Raw genomic sequence first — 16,967 nt, 5'->3', positions numbered from 1 at the left:
GCTGTACCGCCATCGCGAAGGCTCGTGAGCCGAGCCCCTCACGCGTGCCGGTCCATCGCCGTCTCGTGTTTGGTGTCGCGCATGGTCGAATAGACCAGCAGCGAGATGAAGATCACCGCCGAGAGGTAGTAGTAGAACCACTGCTCGTGGCCCTGCTGCTTGAAGAACAGGGCGATTGCCGGCGCGGTGCCGCCGAAGATCGAGACGGTCAGGGCATAGGGCACGGCGACGCCGGTGGCGCGGATCGAGGTCGGGAACAGTTCCGCCTTCACCACCGCGTTGATCGAGGTGTAGCCGGCGACGAAGAGCCAGGCGCCGGAGATCAGCAGGAAGGCGACCCATGGCGACTTGGTCTGCGCCAGCGTGGTCAGGATCGGCACGGTGAGCAGGGTCCCGGCGAGGCCGAAGAAGATCAGCAGCGGTTTGCGGCCGATCCGGTCGGAGATCAGGCCGTAGATCGGCTGCAGGATCGAGGCGAAGATCAGCGAGCCCGCGATCACATAGGTGGTGGTGATGTCGGAAAGGCCGACGGTCTGCTTCACGAAGGTCTGCATATAGGTGGTGAAGGTGTAGAAGGCGGCGGTGCCGCCCGCCGTTAGCCCGACCACGATCGCGACCTCGCGCGGATATTTCAGCAGGCCGCGCAGCGAGCTTTCCTTTTTCTTGATCTTGTTGGCCTCGGCGAAGGCCTCCGTCTCGTGCATGTGCCGGCGCATGAACATGGCGGTGACGGCCAGCATCGCGCCGATCACGAAGGGGATGCGCCAGCCCCAGTCGACCAGCTGCTCATGCGTCAGGAAGACGTTCTGCAGGAGCAGCAGCACCAGAATGGCAGTGAGCTGCCCGCCGATCAGCGTCACGTACTGGAAGCTCGAATAGAAGCCGCGATGGTCTGGATGGGCGATCTCGGTGAGATAGGTCGCGCTCGCTCCATACTCGCCGCCGAGGCTCAGCCCCTCGATGATCCGGGCCAGCGCCAGCAGCACCGGCGCGGCGAAGCCGATCGTCTCATAGGTCGGCGTCAGCGCGATGATCAGCGAGCCGAAGCACATCATCAGCACCGAGACGGTCAGTGAGAGCCGCCGCCCGTAGCGGTCGGCGATATGGCCGAAGAGCCAGCCGCCGATCGGGCGAACGATGAAGCCGGCGGCGAACAGCGTTGCTGCGTTGAGCTGCACCACCACCGGGTCATGCGAGGGGAAGAACTTCGGTGCGAAGTAAAGCGCGAAGGCGGTGTAGGCGTAGAAATCATACCATTCGACGAGGTTGCCGACCGAGCCGATGAAGATCGCCTTCAGGCGTCGCGCCGTATCGGCGAAGTCGAGGCCCTGAGGGGCAGGCGTTGCGGTTGCTGGATTGGACATGGCTCGCTCCGCTTTCGAGGGCGGCGCGAGCAGCAGCGGGCGCCGGCAGCAGAACTCAGGTCTACGCCTTGCGTTCCTGGCCTGTCAGCGACGGAAGATTTGAGCAGCCTTGCTTCCAGCGCATGACGGCGCTGGTCCGCTGGCCAGTTCTGACAACCTCGCCCTTATCCTGAGGAGCCGCGAAGCGGCGCCTCGGAAGCGGCGCCTCGAAGCATGCTTGAGGAGGTGCCGGAACAGGCTGGCGCATCTTTCGAGACGCAGGCTGTTGCCGGCTCCTCGGGATGAGAGCCGAGGAACTTTCAGCTTGCCGCGCTACGGCCGTGCGGTTGCTCCGACGCCTAGATTGGGCGCGAGGTTCGGCGCGACGATTCGCACGGTGCGGCGCTCGCCGGTGACGCTCTTGCTCTCGCGCTTCAGGCCGTCGCCCTGCTGCAAGGTCTTCTCGCCGTCGATCCGCTGTGGGCCGACGCCGGCGGATTCGGTGCTGGCAGTCGGGACATTGGCATCCGGCGTCGGCTCGTCGCCGGGTGCGGCCTGAAGCGTGGTCGGCGCCGGGGTGGCCGGCTTGGCCTCAGCCGCAGGCGCATTGGCAGCACCCTTCTTGCCGCGCTGCGGCTGCTCGGGCTTGGGCCGCGACATCTCCTGCGAGCGCTGCTCGGTGACGATGATGTCGCCTTTGCGCTGCTCGAGCATCTGCTCGGCGTTCGCCAGCGCCTGGGCCCAGCTCTGGCCGGGGCCCCGGCAGGTGCAGGCGGCGTCGAAGCTGCGGGTGTACTTCAGCGCGTTCGGCAGAGAGGTATAGGGCTGCCCGGTCGAGCGTGCCACGGCGTTCTGGATGTCGCCGCCGCTGCTCATGCCATAGGCGCGCGTCTCGGTGCCGGGGCAGAGCGACTGGCACATCTCGTCCTGCCCTTCGCGTCCGCTCGGGCTGTTGGCGAGCGGGAAGAAGAAGCCGTCGCAACTGCGTACGCAGACCGTATAGGGCCCGCCCTGGCGTCCACCGCCTTCCGTCGGCTCGGACGGTTGATCCGGGTCGAGCTCGGGCAAGGTGGAATCGATCTCGCCGCGGCGCGGCTCGATGCCGAAGATCGTCTCGAAGAAGCCGCGCTGCTGCGGCGCCCGGCAATTATTGTTGATCAGCGCGGCGAGCTGGGCACGGCGCTGCTCGATGCCGCCGCCCTGCGCCTGCTGCTGAAGCTGGGCATATTGCTGCTGGAGCGCGCCCAGCTGGGCGCGGATGCCGCCACATTGCGGCGGGGGGGCGTCTCCGAAGAAGAGGAAGCCGCCGCGATCGCAGCCCATCGCCCGATATTGGTTGGAGAGCTGCCCCAGCTGGCCGGCGACGCGCTGCGCCGCCTGGGCGGCGCGGGGATCGCCGCCGCGCTGGCCCTGCAGGCTGGAGAGCTCGGCGCGCCAGTTGTCGCAAGCCGGCGACTGCGCCACGGCTGCGCTCGTCAGCGCGGCGAAAGCCAGCGCCGGAGCGAGAACGCGTCGGAGCGAAGCGAAAATCATCGAAGGCAGAGTGCTATCCCTGTAACTCGTCCGGTGCAGGCCGTGATCGCCCGCACAGACAGAGCACATGCTAGAAACGCGACGGAACTAAGGAGGCGCGCGTCAGCCGGGTCGAAACGGCGATTCGACGCACCGTCTATTCGCCTCAGCGCATCGCATATCGCGCCCCGGGCGGCAAATCAGCTCTCGATAACGCTTGTGCGATCAGGCTTCCTCTGTCTGGTACGCGCCGGCGAGATGGCGACCGCGCTCGGTCAGCACTGCCAGAACGCGCTCGAAGACGCGCAACTCTTCCGGCGCGATCCCCTCGATCCAGCGTTCTTCGAAAGCGAGTGCCAGCGGCACGATCTGGGCGTAGAGGCGTTGGCCGGCGGCCGTGAGGGCGACGAAGGCCTCGCGCCGGTCGGCCCGATTCTCGGCTCGCGTCACCAGCCCGCGCTTGTCCAGTTCCGAGACGGCCCGCGAGACCTTGGTCTTGTGCATCTGCGAGAGCTCGCCGATGTCGCGCGAGGTCAATTGCCCGAATTCGCCGAGCTGCGCGATTACACGCCATTCCGGGATGCCGATGCCGAAGCGCGTGCCGTAGACGCGGCCGAGCGCGCGGCTGGCGAAAAAGCCGACGACGTTGAGCCGATAGGGCAGGAACTGCTCGAGATGCAGGGCGCGGTCTTCAGGCTTTTGCTTCGTTGACATTAGTTGCGCTTGTAACTAACTGGGGTGAGAGAATGCCGCAGAGGCTGCGGCACGCATCATTACCGAACGGCAGCGCCTGTCAAAGCTGCCGGCATGGGAGGAACAACGATGAGCTTGCAGGCCGCGGTTCGTCCAGGGTTCTGCCGGCGGATCGGGACTGTGCCTGTCCATGCGTGAGCCGGGCGTTCCCCGGCGAGGCCCTCGGCCCCGGAAGCGCGCCGTCGGCACGCTCCGGAGCGATGGTTGTCGGTCAGCGCGAACGCAGCCGGTTCATGAAGGCGTCGTAAGAGAGCTCCGCCACCTGCCACCAGAGCAGGTTCTCGCCGCGGAAGGCGACCATCGACTCGTAGCCCTTCTTGAAGGCTTCGCTCTTGGCCGAGGTCTCGGCGTAGTACTCCTCCGCCGCCTTGAGCGAGGCTTCCATGATCGGCTGCGGGAAGGCCTTGAGCTGCGCGCCCTGGGCGATCAGCTTGCGCAGGCCGCCCGGATTGACGAAGTCGTACTTCGCCAGCATCCAGTTGTTGGCCGCTTCGCAGGCATTCTGCACGATCGCCTGGTAGTGCTTGGGCAGCTTGTTCCACTGATCCTGGTTGATCACGAGGTGCAGCATGGCGCCGCCTTCCCACCAGCCGGGATAGTAGTAATAGGGCGCGACCTTCACGAAGCCGAGTTTCTCGTCGTCATAGGGGCCGACGAACTCGGCTGCGTCGATGGTGCCGCGCTCCAGCGCCGGATAGACGTCGCCGGCCGCGATCTGGGTCGGCACCACGCCGAGCTTGGCCAGCACTGCCCCGCCCATGCCGCCGATGCGGAACTTCAGGCCCTTGAGGTCGTCGAGCGTCTTGAGCTCCTTGCGGAAGAAGCCGCCCATCTGGCAGCCGGAATTGCCGCAAGGGATCGAGTAGGCGTTGAACTTGGCCAGCGCGGCGTTGACGATCTGCTCGCCGCCGCCGAAATACCACCAGCTGTGCTGCTGGCGGGCGTTGAGGCCGAAGGGGATGCCGGTGCCGAGCCCGAGCGCCGGCTCCTTGCCGACGTAGAAATAAGTCGGCGTGTGGGCGCATTCGACAGTGCCGGAGGTGACGGCGTCGAGCGCCTGCAGGCCGGGCACGATCTCGCCGGCCGAGAAGGTCTGAATCTGGAACCTGCCGTCCGTGGCGTCGGACATGAACTTCGCGAACTGCTGGGCGGTGCCGTAGATCGTGTCGAGCTGCTTGGGGAAGCTCGACGTCAACCGCCATTTCACTTCGGGCATCGATTGCGCGATCGCGGGCATCGCGATCGGCGCGGCGGCTGCGGCGAGCGCGCCCGTCTTCAAAAACATACGGCGTTGCATGGACTTTCCTCCCGGGGACAGATTTGCTGCCATCATCACTGTTCGGCGAGGATTGAAAAGAGATGAAACTAGCATCCCTCATGCACGGCCGGGATGGCCGCCTCGTCATCGTCTCCGGCGACCTGACCCGCGCCACCGATGCCTTCCCGGTCGTCGCGACGCTGCAAGGCGCGCTCGACGACTGGGATCGCTGCGCGCCACGCCTCGCCGATCTCGCCGAGAGCCTGGAGCACGGCTCGGTACCGTCCTTCCGTTTCCACGAGCATGACTGCGCCTCGCCGCTGCCGCGTGCCTATCAGTGGGTCGATGGCTCGGCCTATGTGAACCATGTCGAGCTGGTCCGGAAGGCGAGGGGCGCCGAGATGCCCGAGAGCTTCTGGACCGACCCGCTGATGTACCAGGGCGGCTCCGATTCCTTCCTCGGTCCGCGTGAGGCAGTGAAGCTCGCGAGCGAGGATTACGGCATCGATCTCGAAGCCGAGATCGCGGTCGTCACCGGCGACGTGCCGATGGGCGTCACGCCCGAGGAGGCGAGGGGGCTGATCCGCCTCGTCGTGCTCGTCAATGACGTGAGCTTGCGGAATCTGATTCCGAACGAATTGGCGAAAGGCTTTGGTTTCCTTCAATCAAAGCCGTCCTCGGCCTTCTCGCCGGCGGCGGTGACGCCGGACGAACTCGGCCCGGCCTGGAAGGACGGCAAGCTCAACCTGCCGCTGCTCGCCCAGGTCAACGGCAAGCCCTTCGGCAAGCCGCAGGCCGGCGTCGACATGACCTTCGATTTCGGCGTGCTGATCGCCCATGCCGCCAAGACCCGCCCGCTCGTCGCCGGCACCATCGTCGGCTCCGGCACGGTTTCGAACCGCGATGCCGACGGCGGCCCTGGCCGGCCGGTCGCGGAAGGCGGCCTCGGTTATGCCTGCATCGCCGAGCAGCGCATGGTCGAAACGATCCGGCACGGTGCGCCGAAGACGCCGTTCCTGCGCTTCGGAGACAGTGTCCGCATCGAGATGAAAGACGCTGCCGGCCATTCGATCTTTGGCGCGATCGAGCAGGAGATCCTGCCGTATGCGTAGCCCGCACCGTCATTATCGGGCGAAGCGAAGCGTAGACCCGAGAATCTCCTGGCGAGTAGGGCCCGGACTGGAGCCTCTCGCGGCCTGAGATGCTCGGGTCAAGCCCGAGCATGACGTCAGTATCAACACGTTTACGAGGTTGCCCAATGTCCTCCCCCGCTTTCGCCTCCACCGCCGATCTCGGCGAAAAGACCGTATCGTTCGAGGAGATCGGCAAGGGCGTTTACGCCTATACCGCCGAGGGCGACCCCAATAGCGGCATCGTCGTTGGCGACGACAGCGTGCTCGTCTTCGACGCGCAGGCGACGCCGACCATGGCCGAGCGCGTCATCGGAAAAGTGCGCGAGGTCACCGACAAGCCGGTCAGCCATGTCGTGCTCTCGCATTACCACGCCGTGCGCGTCCTCGGTGCGCCCGCCTATGGCGCGAAGGAGATCGTCTGCTCGGACGCGGCGCGGGCGATGATCGTCGAGCGCGGCGAGGAGGACAAGGCGAGCGAGATCGGCCGCTTCCCGCGGCTGTTCCAGGGCGCCGATTCGATCCGCCCCGGCTTGACCTGGCCGACCACGACCTTCTCGCACAACGCCTCGATCTGGCTCGGCAAGCGCGAGGTCCGGCTGATGAAGCTCGGGCGCGGCCACACCGCCGGCGACATCGTCGCCTGGATGCCCGACACCAATGTGATCTTCGCCGGCGACCTCGTCGAATACGGCGCGACGCCCTATTGCGGCGACGCTCATTTCACCGACTGGCCGACAACGCTGGACGCGCTCGCCGCCTTCGCTCCCGCTGCGATGGTGCCGGGCCGCGGCGCGGCGCTGACCAACCGGGCGATGGTCGCCGACGGCATCAAGGGCACGCGCGCCTTCCTCACCGACCTGTACGAGGCGGTGAAGAGCCATGTCGCCGCCGGCCGCTCACTTCGTGAAACCTTCGAGCGGGTCCACGAAACGTTGAAGCCGTCCTATGGCGACTGGGTGATCTTCGAGCACTGCCTGCCCTTCAACGTCACCCGCGCCTATGACGAGGCAGGCGGCCTCGACCATCCGCGCATCTGGACCGACGAGCGCGACCGCCAGATGTGGCTGGACCTCAGGGGCTGAGGCGTCAGCGCATGCAGCCCTTCCGCCAGTTCGCCTATCGCCGCAGCGCGGATCAGGACGCGGCAACGCCCGCCCGGCATCCGGTCGTCATCGTCGGTGCCGGCCCGGTCGGGCTGACCTTGGCGCTCGATCTGGCACGCCGGCAGGTCCCGGTCGTGCTGATCGACGATGCCAATCGGATCGGCGAGGGCTCGCGCGCCATCTGCTTCGCCAAGCGCACGCTCGAGATCTTCGATCGGCTCGGACTGGCGCAGGCGATGGTCGAAAAGGGTGTCACCTGGCAGAAGGGCAGGGTCTTCCGCGGGCAGGCCGAGCTCTACGAGTTCGACCTCCTGCCCGAGGGCGGCCACAAGCAGCCGGCCTTCATCAATCTCCAGCAATTTTATGTCGAGGCGGCACTGGTCGACGCTGTTCTGGCCGAGCCGCTTGTCGATCTGCGCTGGAGCAACCGTCTCAGCGGCCTCGACAATCGCGAGGACGGGGCGCGGATCACCATCGCCACCCCGGAAGGCGATTATTCCCTGCACGCCGACTGGCTCGTCGCCTGCGACGGCGCGCGCTCGCCGACGCGCGGCCTGCTCGGCCTGGAATTCCGCGGCGAGGCTTTCGAGGACCGCTTCCTCATCGCCGATGTGAAGATGACCGCGCCGTTCCCGACAGAGCGCTGGTTCTGGTTCGATCCGCCTTTTCATTCCGGCCAGTCGGCGCTGCTGCACAAGCAGCCGGACGATATCTGGCGCATCGACCTGCAGCTCGGCCCCGATGCAAATCCCGAGCATGAGAAGCAGCCCGGGATCGTGCGGCCCCGGATCGAGCGCATGCTCGGCCATGCCGATTTCGCGCTGGAATGGGTCTCGGTCTACCGCTTCCAGTGCCGCCGGCTCGACAGATTCCTGCACGGCCGCGTGGTCTTCGCCGGCGACGCCGCTCATCAGGTCTCGCCCTTCGGCGCGCGCGGCGCCAATTCCGGTATCCAGGACGCCGACAATCTCGGCTGGAAGCTCGCGCTGATCGTGCAGGGCAACAGCCCTGCCTCGTTGCTCGACAGCTATGACAGCGAGCGCGTCGCCGCCGCCGACGAGAACATCCTGAACTCAACACGGGCGACAGACTTCATCGCGCCACGCTCCCCCGGCGAGCGGCTGCTGCGCGAGGCGGCGCTTTCGCTCGCGCCCCTGACCGGCTTCGCCAAGCGCTTCGTCAATTCCGGCCGGCTTTCCGTGGCCAGCGCCTATGCCGGCTCGGCACTGTCGAGTGACGAAGAGGACTGGGACGACGGCCTGCTGCCGGGTGCGCCCTTCCTCGATGCGCCGCTGGCCGGTGGTTCCCATACTTGGCTGAGCGAGGCCTTTGCGGCCGGGCAGGCGATCCTGATCGGTGAGGGCGCGGCAGAGATTGCGCCCGCCAGGGTCCTCGCGATCAAGCCGGCTGCCAGCGATGGCACACTGCGCCAGCGTTATGCCCTGGAGCAGGGTGCAGCCGTGCTGCTGCGGCCGGACGGGCATGTCGCCGCTCGGTTCCGCGAGCCGAATCGGGCCGCGATCGAAGCCGCGCTCGCGCGGATGGAGGGCAGGGGATGAATGCAGCGGCCACCATGGCGCCAGCGAGCAGGCTCGCGCGCGAATCGCGCTTCGCCGATCCCGACGCCGCCTTTCGCCTGCTCGCCCAGGCGCATCGCGACCTCGACGAGCGTGCAAGCGCCGCGCTCAATGCCCGCCTCGTCCTGATCCTCGCCAACCAGATCGGCGACGAGCAGGTGCTGCGCGAAGCCGTGGCGCTGGCGCGCGAGGCAAGCTAGGTTTGGCGCACGACGCCGGAGCGAGCCATGATGGAAGACCTTCCGACCTTCTACTCCACCCTGATTCCGCTCGGCTTCTTCTTCTGGGGGCCGGCGCTGGTCGTGCTGACGCTGCTGCTCTCCTGGCTCTGGGCGCGCAGCCTCAAGGTCGACCGGGCGCTGGAGAGCGATCTCGACGGTTTCACCAAGGACGACGTCGAGAAGCTGTTCTCGCTCTATGGTCCCGAGCGCCGCGCCATTTATCGCAACAAGCTGCTCCCGGCCGATCTCGCCTTCGCGCTTGTCTATACGGTCGTCGGGGCGCTGATCATCACCGGCCTGTCGATGCGCGGCTATCCCTGGTGGGTGGCGGCCTTGTGTGGCGGTGGCTGGCTCTTCGGCGGGCTCTGCGACATCGTCGAAAACCTCGCCATCGCCCGCCTCCTCGATCGGTTTCCGACCCTCGACGACGGCACCGTTGCCATCGCCAGCGGCTTCACCCGGCTGAAGCTCGTCCTGACAGGGCTTGGCTTCATCGGCGCGATCGCGGCCTACTACCTGGCGTTCAGGCCGATCGTGGCCTGAGCGGCTTTTCGCCAGGCGGCCCGATCCTGGCGGAAGCAGGCGGCCGGTACCGGTGGATCGCCGATGCTCGGCGCGTTCCGCGTCTTGTCGGTTTCGAAGCCGAGCCGAGCGGCGAGTTGCAGCGATGCGACGTTCTGCGGATGCGTGACCACGAGGGTCTCGGGAAGGTCGAGCGTCTCGAAGGCATGGCGGAGCAGCCGGCTGACCGCCTCGCGCGCGAAACCCTGTCCCCAATGGCGCGTGGCGAAACGATAGCTGACCTGCGCCTGCTCCGGGTCGTCGCCATCTGGAATGAGCCCGACATAGCCGAGCGGTCCGCTTTCGTCGGTACGGGCGAACACTGTCCAGTAGCCGAGCCCGCGCTCGACATGCAGGAAGCTGCGCGCTGCGACGCCCTCGCGCCCCATCGCGGGGTCCCCGATTGCCGCGATATGGCGCATCACCTGCGGGTCGGCGTTGAGCGCGGCGATGAAGTCGAGATCGGTCTCGGTTCGCGGCTTCAGCAGGAGGCGCTCCGTTTCCAGCACCGGCAGCATGGTGGTGGCCCTGTCGTGTCGTTCGAGGATTGCTGACGCCTGCACTGGTGCGGGACCGCGCGCCATCCCATATCCTGCCCGCCGTCCCTCGGGAACGCTCTGGGAGAATCTGGATGAGCTTTCGTCATTGTCTTCTCGCCCTCTCGTCTCTTCTCGCGCTCGCCGGCGTCGCTGCGCCGGCCGTGGCGCAGGAGGACCTGATCTTCAGGAAGTCGACGGTCTGGAAGATGCTGACCCCGGACGACAAGCTCGCGGTCTACGGCGTCGACGACCCGGTCGTCGAGGGCGTCGCCTGCCATTACACCGTTCCTGAGAAGGGCGGCGTTTCCGGCATGTTCGGCGTTGCCGAGGAGGTCTCGGAGGTCTCGCTCGCCTGCCGCCAGGTCGGTCCGGTGAAGATCAAGGAGAAGTTCTCGCAGGGCGACGTCGTCTTCCGCGAGCGCCGCTCGCTGATCTGGAAGAAGATGCAGATCGTGCGTGGATGCGATACCAAGCGCAACGTGCTGATCTACATGGTCTACACCGACAAGCTGATCGACGGCTCGCCGCAGAACTCGACCTCGAGCGTGCCGATCATGCCCTGGGGCGGGATGGGCGACGTACCGAAATGCTCGGAATGGGTGAAGTGAGGCGGGTTTGGCCCATCTGATCTAACGGGGCGTGTAGGTGCCGGTGTAGTTGCAGTTCGCGCCGTGGAACGGTGTGCAGGCGCCGCTTTCCGTCACCGCGAGGGAGCGGCCCCTGCGGCGAATCTCAAGGCGGCAGATCTCACCATATTCCGTTGCTTCGGCGACGAGCCGGTCACCCTGGGGCCGGCCGCGAGCCGAGATGACGCCGACGCAGCTCCGGCTGCCGATCTCGGCATCGACCTTGAGCATGCCGGCGCCGGCCGGGCGGATCGTCATGCTGCCGCCGAGCGTCCAATAGCGGCCCTCGAAGGCCTCGGCCGGCAGCAGTGTCGCCAAGGCGAAGATGGCGATGAGCGCTGGACGGATCATGGGCCGGTGATCCCCGATGCAGCCGGGGAACATCCACGGCGGCCAAGCATACGGCTTGCGTCAATCCGGGAAAATCTCGCCCGTCGGGATTAGCCCCCGCAGGTGATCGCCAGCGGCTGCTCGGCCACGGGAGCGCTGGCTTGGCGCGGCGTCGAGCCGGTGAAGTCTTCCGGCTTGGCAAGACCATAGGCGGTGGCGGCACGATGGCCTTGCGACTCGCACCAGGCGTCGGCGACGATCTGGCCGCATTCGGACTTGCTGGAAATGCAATCGGCGACGCCGTAGCCGTCTCCGGCCGGGATCAGATAGGTGCGCTCGGCCTTGGGGGCGGCGACGGTTCCGGTCGCAGGCAGCAGCGCCAGCGACATCCCCGCACCGATGATTCCGAAGAGCCCGACCAGAGCGACGGCGCGGCGCATGATATTGTCCCTGAGACCCGACCGGGGCTGAACCTTCGACATGTCAAATTGGTTCCAAATGGTTAAGACTGCGTGAACCCCCGCAATCTTGGTTGCGCGCAAACCGTCTTCAGCTTGTGGCGGCATTGCGGCGATGAGGGCAGAAATCGCGGGAGGGCAGGGCGATGGCGCGCAGGCGTTGCCAAGCTGCCACTTGACGTAAGCGTACATGACAGGCATCACGGCAGGATGACGCGAGCCCTCGCCATTACCTGCATTATTTGCCGCTAGCTTTCGCTGGCCGGCTGCTCACGTCCTCGTCCCAACGAAAAGACAGACAGCGCCCCGGCCAGCGGCCAGGATAAGCCGTTTTTGTCGCCTTCTCGTCAGGATACCACTTCGATGCAGCCGACCCTCAGGCTCTACAACACGCTCACGCGGACGAAGGAGGTCTTTACCCCCGTCGATCCCCAGAACGTGCGCATGTATGTCTGCGGCCCGACGGTCTATGACTATGCTCATATCGGCAATGCCCGGCCGGTCATCGTCTTCGACGTGCTCTACCGGCTGCTGCGGCACGTCTATGGCGAGGGTCATGTCCGCTATGCGCGCAACCTCACCGACGTCGATGACAAGATCAACGCCCGCGCCGCGCGCGATTTTCCCGACCTGCCGCTGAACGAGGCGATCGCGAAGGTCACGCAGACGACGACGGCGCAGTTTCACGCCGATGTCGATGCGCTCGGCAACCTGCGCCCCGACGACGAGCCGCGCGCCACCGGCCATATTGAGGAGATGAAGGCGATCATCGAGCGCCTGATCGCCCGCGGTGTCGCCTATGTCGCCGAGGAGCATGTGCTCTTCCATGTCCCGGCCGTCGCCGGGCTGAAGGACGCGCCGCGCTACGGCTCGCTCGCCCGCCGCTCGCTCGACGAGATGGTGGCTGGAGCACGAGTGGATGTCGCTCCCTACAAAAGGGATCCGATGGATTTCGTGCTGTGGAAGCCCAGCCGCGCCGGCATCGATCCGGGCTGGCCATCGCCGGCCGGCATCGCCACGCCCGGCCGCCCCGGCTGGCACATCGAGTGCTCGGCCATGTCGATGAAGGCGCTGCTCGAGCCGTTCGGCGGCGGCCTGCAATGCGACGATCCCGCCAGGAACGTCTTCGACGTTCATGGCGGCGGGATCGATCTCGTCTTCCCGCATCACGAGAACGAGCTCGCCCAGAGCTGCTGCGCCTTCGGTGCGGCCGGCGGTGCTGCGCGCATGGCAAACTACTGGATGCACAACGGCTTCCTGCAGGTCGAAGGCGAGAAGATGTCGAAGTCGCTCGGCAACTTCGTCACCATCAACGAGCTGCTGGCGACCGAGAGCTTCGGCGGTCGGACATGGCCCGGCGAGGTGCTGCGTCTCGCCATGCTCAAGACCCATTACCGCCAGCCGATCGACTGGACGGTGAAGGCGCTGGAGGAGGCGGAAAGGACGCTGGCCGACTGGGCCGTGGCTGCAGGAGACGCTGAAGCAGGGCAGGTTCCTGCCGGCGTGATCGAAGCGCTGGCGGATGATCTAAACACCTCGCAGGTGCTCGCCGAACTGCATGCCCTGCGCAAGGCCGGTGATCACGCCAGCCTGAAAGCGAGCCTCGCGCTGCTCGGCATCGGCTTGCCGGAGCTGCCCGTGGCCGCGATCGATGATGCCTTGCGCACGAAGGTCGAGGCCTTGATCGCCGCCCGCCTCGCTGCCCGCAAGGCGAAGAACTTCGCCGAATCCGATCGCCTTCGCGACGAGCTTGTGGCGATGGGCATCGTGCTCATGGACGGCAAGGACCCGGCGACCGGCGAGTTGACGACCAGCTGGGAGGTGAAGCGGTGATGACTCCCGCCTCACGTGAGCCGATCATCATTGCCGATGCGGGGCCGGTCCTGCGTCTGGCTGCGGCTGGGCTGCTCGCCATGCTGCCGCGGCTGAACCGCCGCATCGTGCTGGTCGATCGTGTCGAGGACGAGCTGGTCGGCGATGAGACCAAACCCTTCGCGATCGAGATCCGCAACTGGATCGAGAGCGAAGGCATGGCACTCCTGCGCGTGCCGACCGTGATCGGCGAAGGCATCCGTTCGCTCAGGGCGCGCGAGCGCTCGCTCGAGGAGGAGGCACGTCTAAAGGCGAGCCTGCGCAATTCCGGCGAGCTTGCGCTGCGCGAATTCGTCGACTTCTGGCGGCCCGACGAAACCTCCTCCGCCGTCGTGCTCTACGAGGACCGCAAGGTCCCGAACCTGTTCCTCGAAGTCGATTACCCGGTCACTTTTATGACGACCCGCGCCTTTGCCCGGACCATGGCGTTATGGGGCGTCAATCTCGATGCCCCGGCCGCGCTCGAAGCCATTGCCGGCATCTATGATCTCAAGCCGGCGATGATCGGCGAGATCGACCCCGATACGCCTGTCGACCTGCGACCCCTGCCGGCTGTTTTGAAAGAAGACCAAGAACAATGACCACCGAGGCTCCGAAGATCCGCAAGCGTGGTTCGCTCTCGATCGCGATGAAGCTCGTCATGCTCGCCATGGTGATGCCGAAGGTGTTGCGTTACCGGTTGCGGGTGAGGCGATGAGCGCCGCGGCACAAGCCACCTTGACCGACGCAGCGCCGCGCATGGCTGGCGAGGCGACGCTCGCCCGCATCCACCTTTTCGACACGACGCTGCGCGACGGCGCCCAAACCACGGGCGTCGATTTCTCGCTCGACGACAAGCGCGCCGTCGCGGCGATGCTCGACAAGCTCGGCATCGACTATGTCGAGGGCGGCTATCCCGGCGCCAATCCGCTCGATACGGCCTTCTTCGCAATCAAGCCGACGCAGCGCGCCAAGTTCGCCGCCTTCGGCATGACCAAGCGGGCAGGGCGCTCGGCCTCGAACGACCCTGGCATCGCCGCGCTACTCGATGCGAAGGCCGACGCCATCGTCTTCGTCGCCAAGAGCTGGGACTACCACGTCCATGTCGCGCTCGAGATCTCCTTGGAGGACAATCTCGACGGCATCCGCGACAGCGTCGCCACCGCGAGGGCGGCCGGCCGCGAGGTGATGCTCGATTGCGAGCACTTCTTCGACGGCTACAAGGCCAATCCCGACTATGCGCTCGCCTGCGCCCGCACCGCCTATGAGGCCGGCGCGCGCTGGGTCGTGCTCTGCGACACCAATGGCGGCACGCTGCCGGACGAGGTCGGACGGATCGTCGCCGAGGTCGCGAAGGTTGTTCCAGGCGATCATCTCGGCATCCACGCCCATGACGATTGCGGCTGCGCCGTCGCCAACTCGCTCGCTGCGGTCGAGGCCGGCGTTCGCCAGATCCAGGGCACGCTGAACGGGCTCGGCGAGCGCTGCGGCAACGCCAATCTCGTCACGCTGATCGGCGCGCTGAAGCTAAAGGAGCGCTACAACCGCCGCTTCGCGCTCGGTGTCGGCGAGGCCGAGCTCGGCGAGCTCACCCATGTCTCGCGCGCCCTCGACGAGATGCTGAACCGCGCGCCCAACCGCCATGCCCCCTTCGTCGGCGCCTCGGCCTTCGCCACCAAGGCCGGCATCCACGCCTCGGCCGTGTTGAAGGACCCGCGCACCTACGAGCATGTCGCGCCCGATCTGGTCGGCAATGTCCGGAAAGTGCTGGTTTCCGACCAGGGCGGCAAGTCGAATCTCGTCGCCGAGCTGGAGCGCATCGGCGTCACCATCGGCCGCGACGATCCGCGGCTCTCGCGCGTGCTGGAGGAGCTGAAGGAGAAGGAGGCACAGGGTTATGCCTTCGAGGGCGCCGACGCCTCGTTCTACCTGCTTGCCAAGCGCATCCTCGGCGAACTGCCGGATTATTTCGAGATCGAGCGCTTCACCGCCAATGTCGAGCGCCGCTACAATGCGCTGGGCGAGCTCGTCACCTTCTCGGAGGCGATCGTCAAGGTGAAGGTCGGCGAGGAATCGCTGATCTCGGTCGCCGAAAGCGCGCTCGGCCCGGTCAACGCGCTCGACCTCGCCTTGCGCAAGGATCTCGGCCGCTACCAGTCGCTGATCGGTGGCCTGAGGCTGGTCGACTACAAGGTCCGCGTCTTCCAGGGCGGCACCGACGCTGTCACCCGCGTCCTGATCGAATCCGCCGACGAGACCGGCGAGCGCTGGACCACGGTCGGCGTCAGCGCCAACATCATCGATGCCTCGTTCCAGGCGCTGGTCGATTCGATCACTTACAAGCTGATGCGCGAAGGCGCGACGGCGTAGTCAGCCTCCTTCTCCCCTCGGGGGAGAAGGTCCGGCCGGGGATGAGGGCGGTTCGACTGGGTGCGCCGGTTGTCGACCGGCCCTTTCCTTCCCTCATCCGTCAGCGCTTCGCGCTGCCACCTTCTACCCCGAGGGGCGAAGGTGAAGGGTCACTCCGTCAGGCGCAGCGACTTCTCCTTGCAGAGGTCGATGCCGTCATTGTCGCTCTCGCTTTCGTCGCTGAACTTGCCGAGCAGGTAGTAGCTGCAGCCGGCCGGCTTGTTGAGCTTGACCATGGCGCTCTTGCCGGGAGCCAGCGGCTTGGCGAGCTTGCCGACGAGCCGGGCCTGCTCACCCGTGGTGGTGATCTCCAGCGACTCAAGCGGCACGGTACGGGCATTGGTGATCTTGATCTGTGCCGGCGGGCGCGATTGCGCCAGCGCCGGCACGATCGGCAGCAGCGCGAGTGCGCAAGCGGCGGGAAGAATGCGTCGAAGCATCATGGGCGTCTTCTCCAGGCTTCAGCCCTTAAAGGCTTTAGGCCAGTCTGACATCGCAGTTGCGACGAGAACAAGGCCTGATCGGTGCCGGTTCATGGCGCCGGCGTCCGGTTGCAGACGGCGCGGACGTCGCCGATCCTGCGGCGGGGGAGCGGAGATTCCGGGCTTGTGACCATGCAAACTGCCGAAGATGTCGCTGCCAGGATCGTCGAGCGGGCCGGTGACCGGCGCCGCGTCGTCGTTGGGCTCGCCGGTGCTCCGGGGGCTGGCAAGTCGACGTTGAGCGAGCATCTGCTCGCAGCGCTGCCAGCCGGCGAAGCGGCGCTGGTGCCGATGGACGGCTTTCATTTCGACAATGCCGTGCTCGACGCGATGGGATTGCGCCAGCGCAAGGGCGCGCCTGAAACCTTCGACTGCGCCGGGCTTGCGGCGACGCTCCGGCGCATTCGGTCGGGCGAAGGGGGTGTGGCGGTGCCGGTCTTCGATCGCCAGGCCGATCTTGCCCGCGCTGGCGCGGCCATCATTCCGGCCGATGCGCGTTTCGTGCTGGTCGAGGGCAACTACCTTCTGGTCGACCGAGCGCCATGGTCGGAGCTCGCGCCGCTCTTCGAGCTGACCATCTTCATCGACGTGCCGATCGCCGAACTGGAGCGCCGTCTGCTCGCGCGCTGGACCGATCTCGGTCGCAGCGAGGAGGCCGCGCGCGCCTGGGTCGAGGGCAACGACCTGCCCAATGCGCGGCTGGTTGTCGAAGGCAGTCGCTCAGCCGATATCATCTGGAAGAATGGCGTCGCCACACGCTGATCGGCTTCAAGATCAAGCGCTGGTCGTCCCGGACGCAGCGAAGCGGAGA

Annotated in this window: 18 protein-coding genes; 10 read left to right on the top strand and 8 right to left on the bottom strand. The window is 66.4% G+C overall.

Translation table 11 applies throughout. From position 1 onward, the window contains the following. Window positions 1–38: 38 nt before the first annotated feature. The 4 genes from CXY91_RS27830 to CXY91_RS27815 form a co-directional block, all read right to left on the bottom strand. Window positions 39–1,364, bottom strand: a complete 1,326-nt coding sequence (locus CXY91_RS27830) for an MFS transporter (protein ID WP_100965226.1) — start codon at window positions 1,362–1,364, stop codon at window positions 39–41. A 312-nt stretch (window positions 1,365–1,676) separates the two neighbouring features. Beyond that, the gene (locus tag CXY91_RS27825) at window positions 1,677–2,807 is read right to left on the bottom strand and encodes a DUF2865 domain-containing protein (protein WP_158673616.1); all 1,131 of its coding nucleotides are present in this window, start codon (window positions 2,805–2,807) and stop codon (window positions 1,677–1,679) included. A gap of 273 nt (window positions 2,808–3,080) precedes the next feature. Beyond that, window positions 3,081–3,569, bottom strand: a complete 489-nt coding sequence (locus CXY91_RS27820; RefSeq protein ID WP_091830724.1) for a MarR family winged helix-turn-helix transcriptional regulator — start codon at window positions 3,567–3,569, stop codon at window positions 3,081–3,083. Between the two features lie 250 nt (window positions 3,570–3,819). Further along, complete coding sequence (locus CXY91_RS27815) at window positions 3,820–4,905, bottom strand: TRAP transporter substrate-binding protein (protein ID WP_100965224.1); 1,086 nt, start codon at window positions 4,903–4,905, stop codon at window positions 3,820–3,822. Between the two features lie 62 nt (window positions 4,906–4,967). On the opposite strand from CXY91_RS27815, the gene CXY91_RS27810 reads away from it, so the two are divergent. The 5 genes from CXY91_RS27810 (at window position 4,968) to CXY91_RS27790 (ending at window position 9,443) form a co-directional block, all read left to right on the top strand. Next, on the top strand, window positions 4,968–5,978 hold the full coding sequence (locus tag CXY91_RS27810; RefSeq protein ID WP_100965222.1) for a fumarylacetoacetate hydrolase family protein: 1,011 nt from the start codon (window positions 4,968–4,970) through the stop codon (window positions 5,976–5,978). A gap of 146 nt (window positions 5,979–6,124) precedes the next feature. Next, on the top strand, window positions 6,125–7,081 hold the full coding sequence (locus CXY91_RS27805) for an MBL fold metallo-hydrolase (protein WP_100965220.1): 957 nt from the start codon (window positions 6,125–6,127) through the stop codon (window positions 7,079–7,081). An 11-nt stretch (window positions 7,082–7,092) separates the two neighbouring features. Continuing rightward, a complete protein-coding gene (locus CXY91_RS27800) occupies window positions 7,093–8,661 on the top strand; it encodes an FAD-dependent oxidoreductase (protein ID WP_100965218.1) in 1,569 nt (522 codons plus the stop codon). After that, window positions 8,658–8,879 (top strand): DUF2783 domain-containing protein, encoded by a 222-nt coding sequence (locus tag CXY91_RS27795; protein ID WP_336529454.1) that lies wholly within the window; start codon window positions 8,658–8,660, stop codon window positions 8,877–8,879. Before CXY91_RS27800 ends, CXY91_RS27795 begins: the two co-directional genes overlap by 4 nt. A 27-nt stretch (window positions 8,880–8,906) precedes the next feature. Beyond that, window positions 8,907–9,443, top strand: coding sequence for a hypothetical protein (locus CXY91_RS27790; protein ID WP_091830713.1), 537 nt, complete (start codon window positions 8,907–8,909; stop codon window positions 9,441–9,443). On the opposite strand, the gene CXY91_RS27785 is transcribed toward CXY91_RS27790, so the two are convergent. Continuing rightward, window positions 9,413–10,045 (bottom strand): GNAT family N-acetyltransferase, encoded by a 633-nt coding sequence (locus CXY91_RS27785; protein ID WP_100965216.1) that lies wholly within the window; start codon window positions 10,043–10,045, stop codon window positions 9,413–9,415. The genes CXY91_RS27790 and CXY91_RS27785 overlap by 31 nt on opposite strands. A gap of 47 nt (window positions 10,046–10,092) precedes the next feature. Between CXY91_RS27785 and CXY91_RS27780 the strand changes: the two genes are divergently transcribed. Beyond that, window positions 10,093–10,608, top strand: coding sequence for a CreA family protein (locus tag CXY91_RS27780; protein ID WP_091830708.1), 516 nt, complete (start codon window positions 10,093–10,095; stop codon window positions 10,606–10,608). A 21-nt stretch (window positions 10,609–10,629) separates the two neighbouring features. On the opposite strand, the gene CXY91_RS27775 is transcribed toward CXY91_RS27780, so the two are convergent. Together CXY91_RS27775 and CXY91_RS27770 are read right to left on the bottom strand one after the other, a co-directional pair. Next, the gene (locus CXY91_RS27775) at window positions 10,630–10,977 is read right to left on the bottom strand and encodes a hypothetical protein (RefSeq protein ID WP_100965214.1); all 348 of its coding nucleotides are present in this window, start codon (window positions 10,975–10,977) and stop codon (window positions 10,630–10,632) included. Window positions 10,978–11,066: 89 nt separating this feature from the next. After that, window positions 11,067–11,396, bottom strand: coding sequence for a hypothetical protein (locus tag CXY91_RS27770; RefSeq protein WP_091832272.1), 330 nt, complete (start codon window positions 11,394–11,396; stop codon window positions 11,067–11,069). Window positions 11,397–11,777: 381 nt separating this feature from the next. On the opposite strand from CXY91_RS27770, the gene cysS reads away from it, so the two are divergent. The 3 genes from cysS (at window position 11,778) to cimA (ending at window position 15,635) form a co-directional block, all read left to right on the top strand. Further along, window positions 11,778–13,247 (top strand): cysteine--tRNA ligase, encoded by a 1,470-nt coding sequence (gene cysS / locus CXY91_RS27765; protein ID WP_100965212.1) that lies wholly within the window; start codon window positions 11,778–11,780, stop codon window positions 13,245–13,247. Further along, window positions 13,244–13,867 carry a hypothetical protein gene (locus CXY91_RS27760; protein WP_210202613.1) on the top strand — a complete coding sequence of 208 codons (624 nt, stop codon included), beginning with the start codon at window positions 13,244–13,246 and terminating at the stop codon, window positions 13,865–13,867. Before cysS ends, CXY91_RS27760 begins: the two co-directional genes overlap by 4 nt. Window positions 13,868–14,024: 157 nt before the next feature. Beyond that, window positions 14,025–15,635 carry a citramalate synthase gene (cimA, locus tag CXY91_RS27755; protein WP_100965322.1) on the top strand — a complete coding sequence of 537 codons (1,611 nt, stop codon included), beginning with the start codon at window positions 14,025–14,027 and terminating at the stop codon, window positions 15,633–15,635. Window positions 15,636–15,784: 149 nt separating this feature from the next. Here cimA and CXY91_RS27750 read toward each other — a convergent pair whose 3' ends face one another. Beyond that, entirely contained in the window at window positions 15,785–16,117 is a 333-nt protein-coding gene (locus tag CXY91_RS27750) for a hypothetical protein (protein ID WP_100965209.1), read from the bottom strand. A gap of 171 nt (window positions 16,118–16,288) precedes the next feature. On the opposite strand from CXY91_RS27750, the gene CXY91_RS27745 reads away from it, so the two are divergent. After that, window positions 16,289–16,918: a nucleoside triphosphate hydrolase gene (locus tag CXY91_RS27745; protein WP_100965207.1), complete on the top strand. Its 630-nt coding sequence runs from the start codon at window positions 16,289–16,291 to the stop codon at window positions 16,916–16,918. The last annotated feature ends 49 nt before the right edge of the window (window positions 16,919–16,967 follow it).

Source organism: Allobosea sp. FBZP-16 (assembly GCF_002831785.1).
Classification (GTDB): domain Bacteria; phylum Pseudomonadota; class Alphaproteobacteria; order Rhizobiales; family Beijerinckiaceae; genus Allobosea; species Allobosea lupini.
Note: the sequence above shows the minus strand (reverse complement) of the source record. Positions and strands in the feature narration are given on the sequence as shown.

Coding starts and splice junctions, on each gene's coding strand:
- CXY91_RS27830 (WP_100965226.1), bottom strand. CDS start 1,364: ATGTCCAATCCAGCAACCGCAACGCCTGCCCCTCAGGGCCTCGACTTC.
- CXY91_RS27820 (WP_091830724.1), bottom strand. CDS start 3,569: ATGTCAACGAAGCAAAAGCCTGAAGACCGCGCCCTGCATCTCGAGCAG.
- CXY91_RS27815 (WP_100965224.1), bottom strand. CDS start 4,905: ATGCAACGCCGTATGTTTTTGAAGACGGGCGCGCTCGCCGCAGCCGCC.
- CXY91_RS27810 (WP_100965222.1), top strand. CDS start 4,968: ATGAAACTAGCATCCCTCATGCACGGCCGGGATGGCCGCCTCGTCATC.
- CXY91_RS27805 (WP_100965220.1), top strand. CDS start 6,125: ATGTCCTCCCCCGCTTTCGCCTCCACCGCCGATCTCGGCGAAAAGACC.
- CXY91_RS27800 (WP_100965218.1), top strand. CDS start 7,093: ATGCAGCCCTTCCGCCAGTTCGCCTATCGCCGCAGCGCGGATCAGGAC.
- CXY91_RS27795 (WP_336529454.1), top strand. CDS start 8,658: ATGAATGCAGCGGCCACCATGGCGCCAGCGAGCAGGCTCGCGCGCGAA.
- CXY91_RS27790 (WP_091830713.1), top strand. CDS start 8,907: ATGATGGAAGACCTTCCGACCTTCTACTCCACCCTGATTCCGCTCGGC.
- CXY91_RS27785 (WP_100965216.1), bottom strand. CDS start 10,045: ATGGCGCGCGGTCCCGCACCAGTGCAGGCGTCAGCAATCCTCGAACGA.
- CXY91_RS27780 (WP_091830708.1), top strand. CDS start 10,093: ATGAGCTTTCGTCATTGTCTTCTCGCCCTCTCGTCTCTTCTCGCGCTC.
- CXY91_RS27775 (WP_100965214.1), bottom strand. CDS start 10,977: ATGATCCGTCCAGCGCTCATCGCCATCTTCGCCTTGGCGACACTGCTG.
- CXY91_RS27770 (WP_091832272.1), bottom strand. CDS start 11,396: ATGCGCCGCGCCGTCGCTCTGGTCGGGCTCTTCGGAATCATCGGTGCG.
- cysS (WP_100965212.1), top strand. CDS start 11,778: ATGCAGCCGACCCTCAGGCTCTACAACACGCTCACGCGGACGAAGGAG.
- cimA (WP_100965322.1), top strand. CDS start 14,025: ATGGCTGGCGAGGCGACGCTCGCCCGCATCCACCTTTTCGACACGACG.
- CXY91_RS27750 (WP_100965209.1), bottom strand. CDS start 16,117: ATGATGCTTCGACGCATTCTTCCCGCCGCTTGCGCACTCGCGCTGCTG.
- CXY91_RS27745 (WP_100965207.1), top strand. CDS start 16,289: ATGCAAACTGCCGAAGATGTCGCTGCCAGGATCGTCGAGCGGGCCGGT.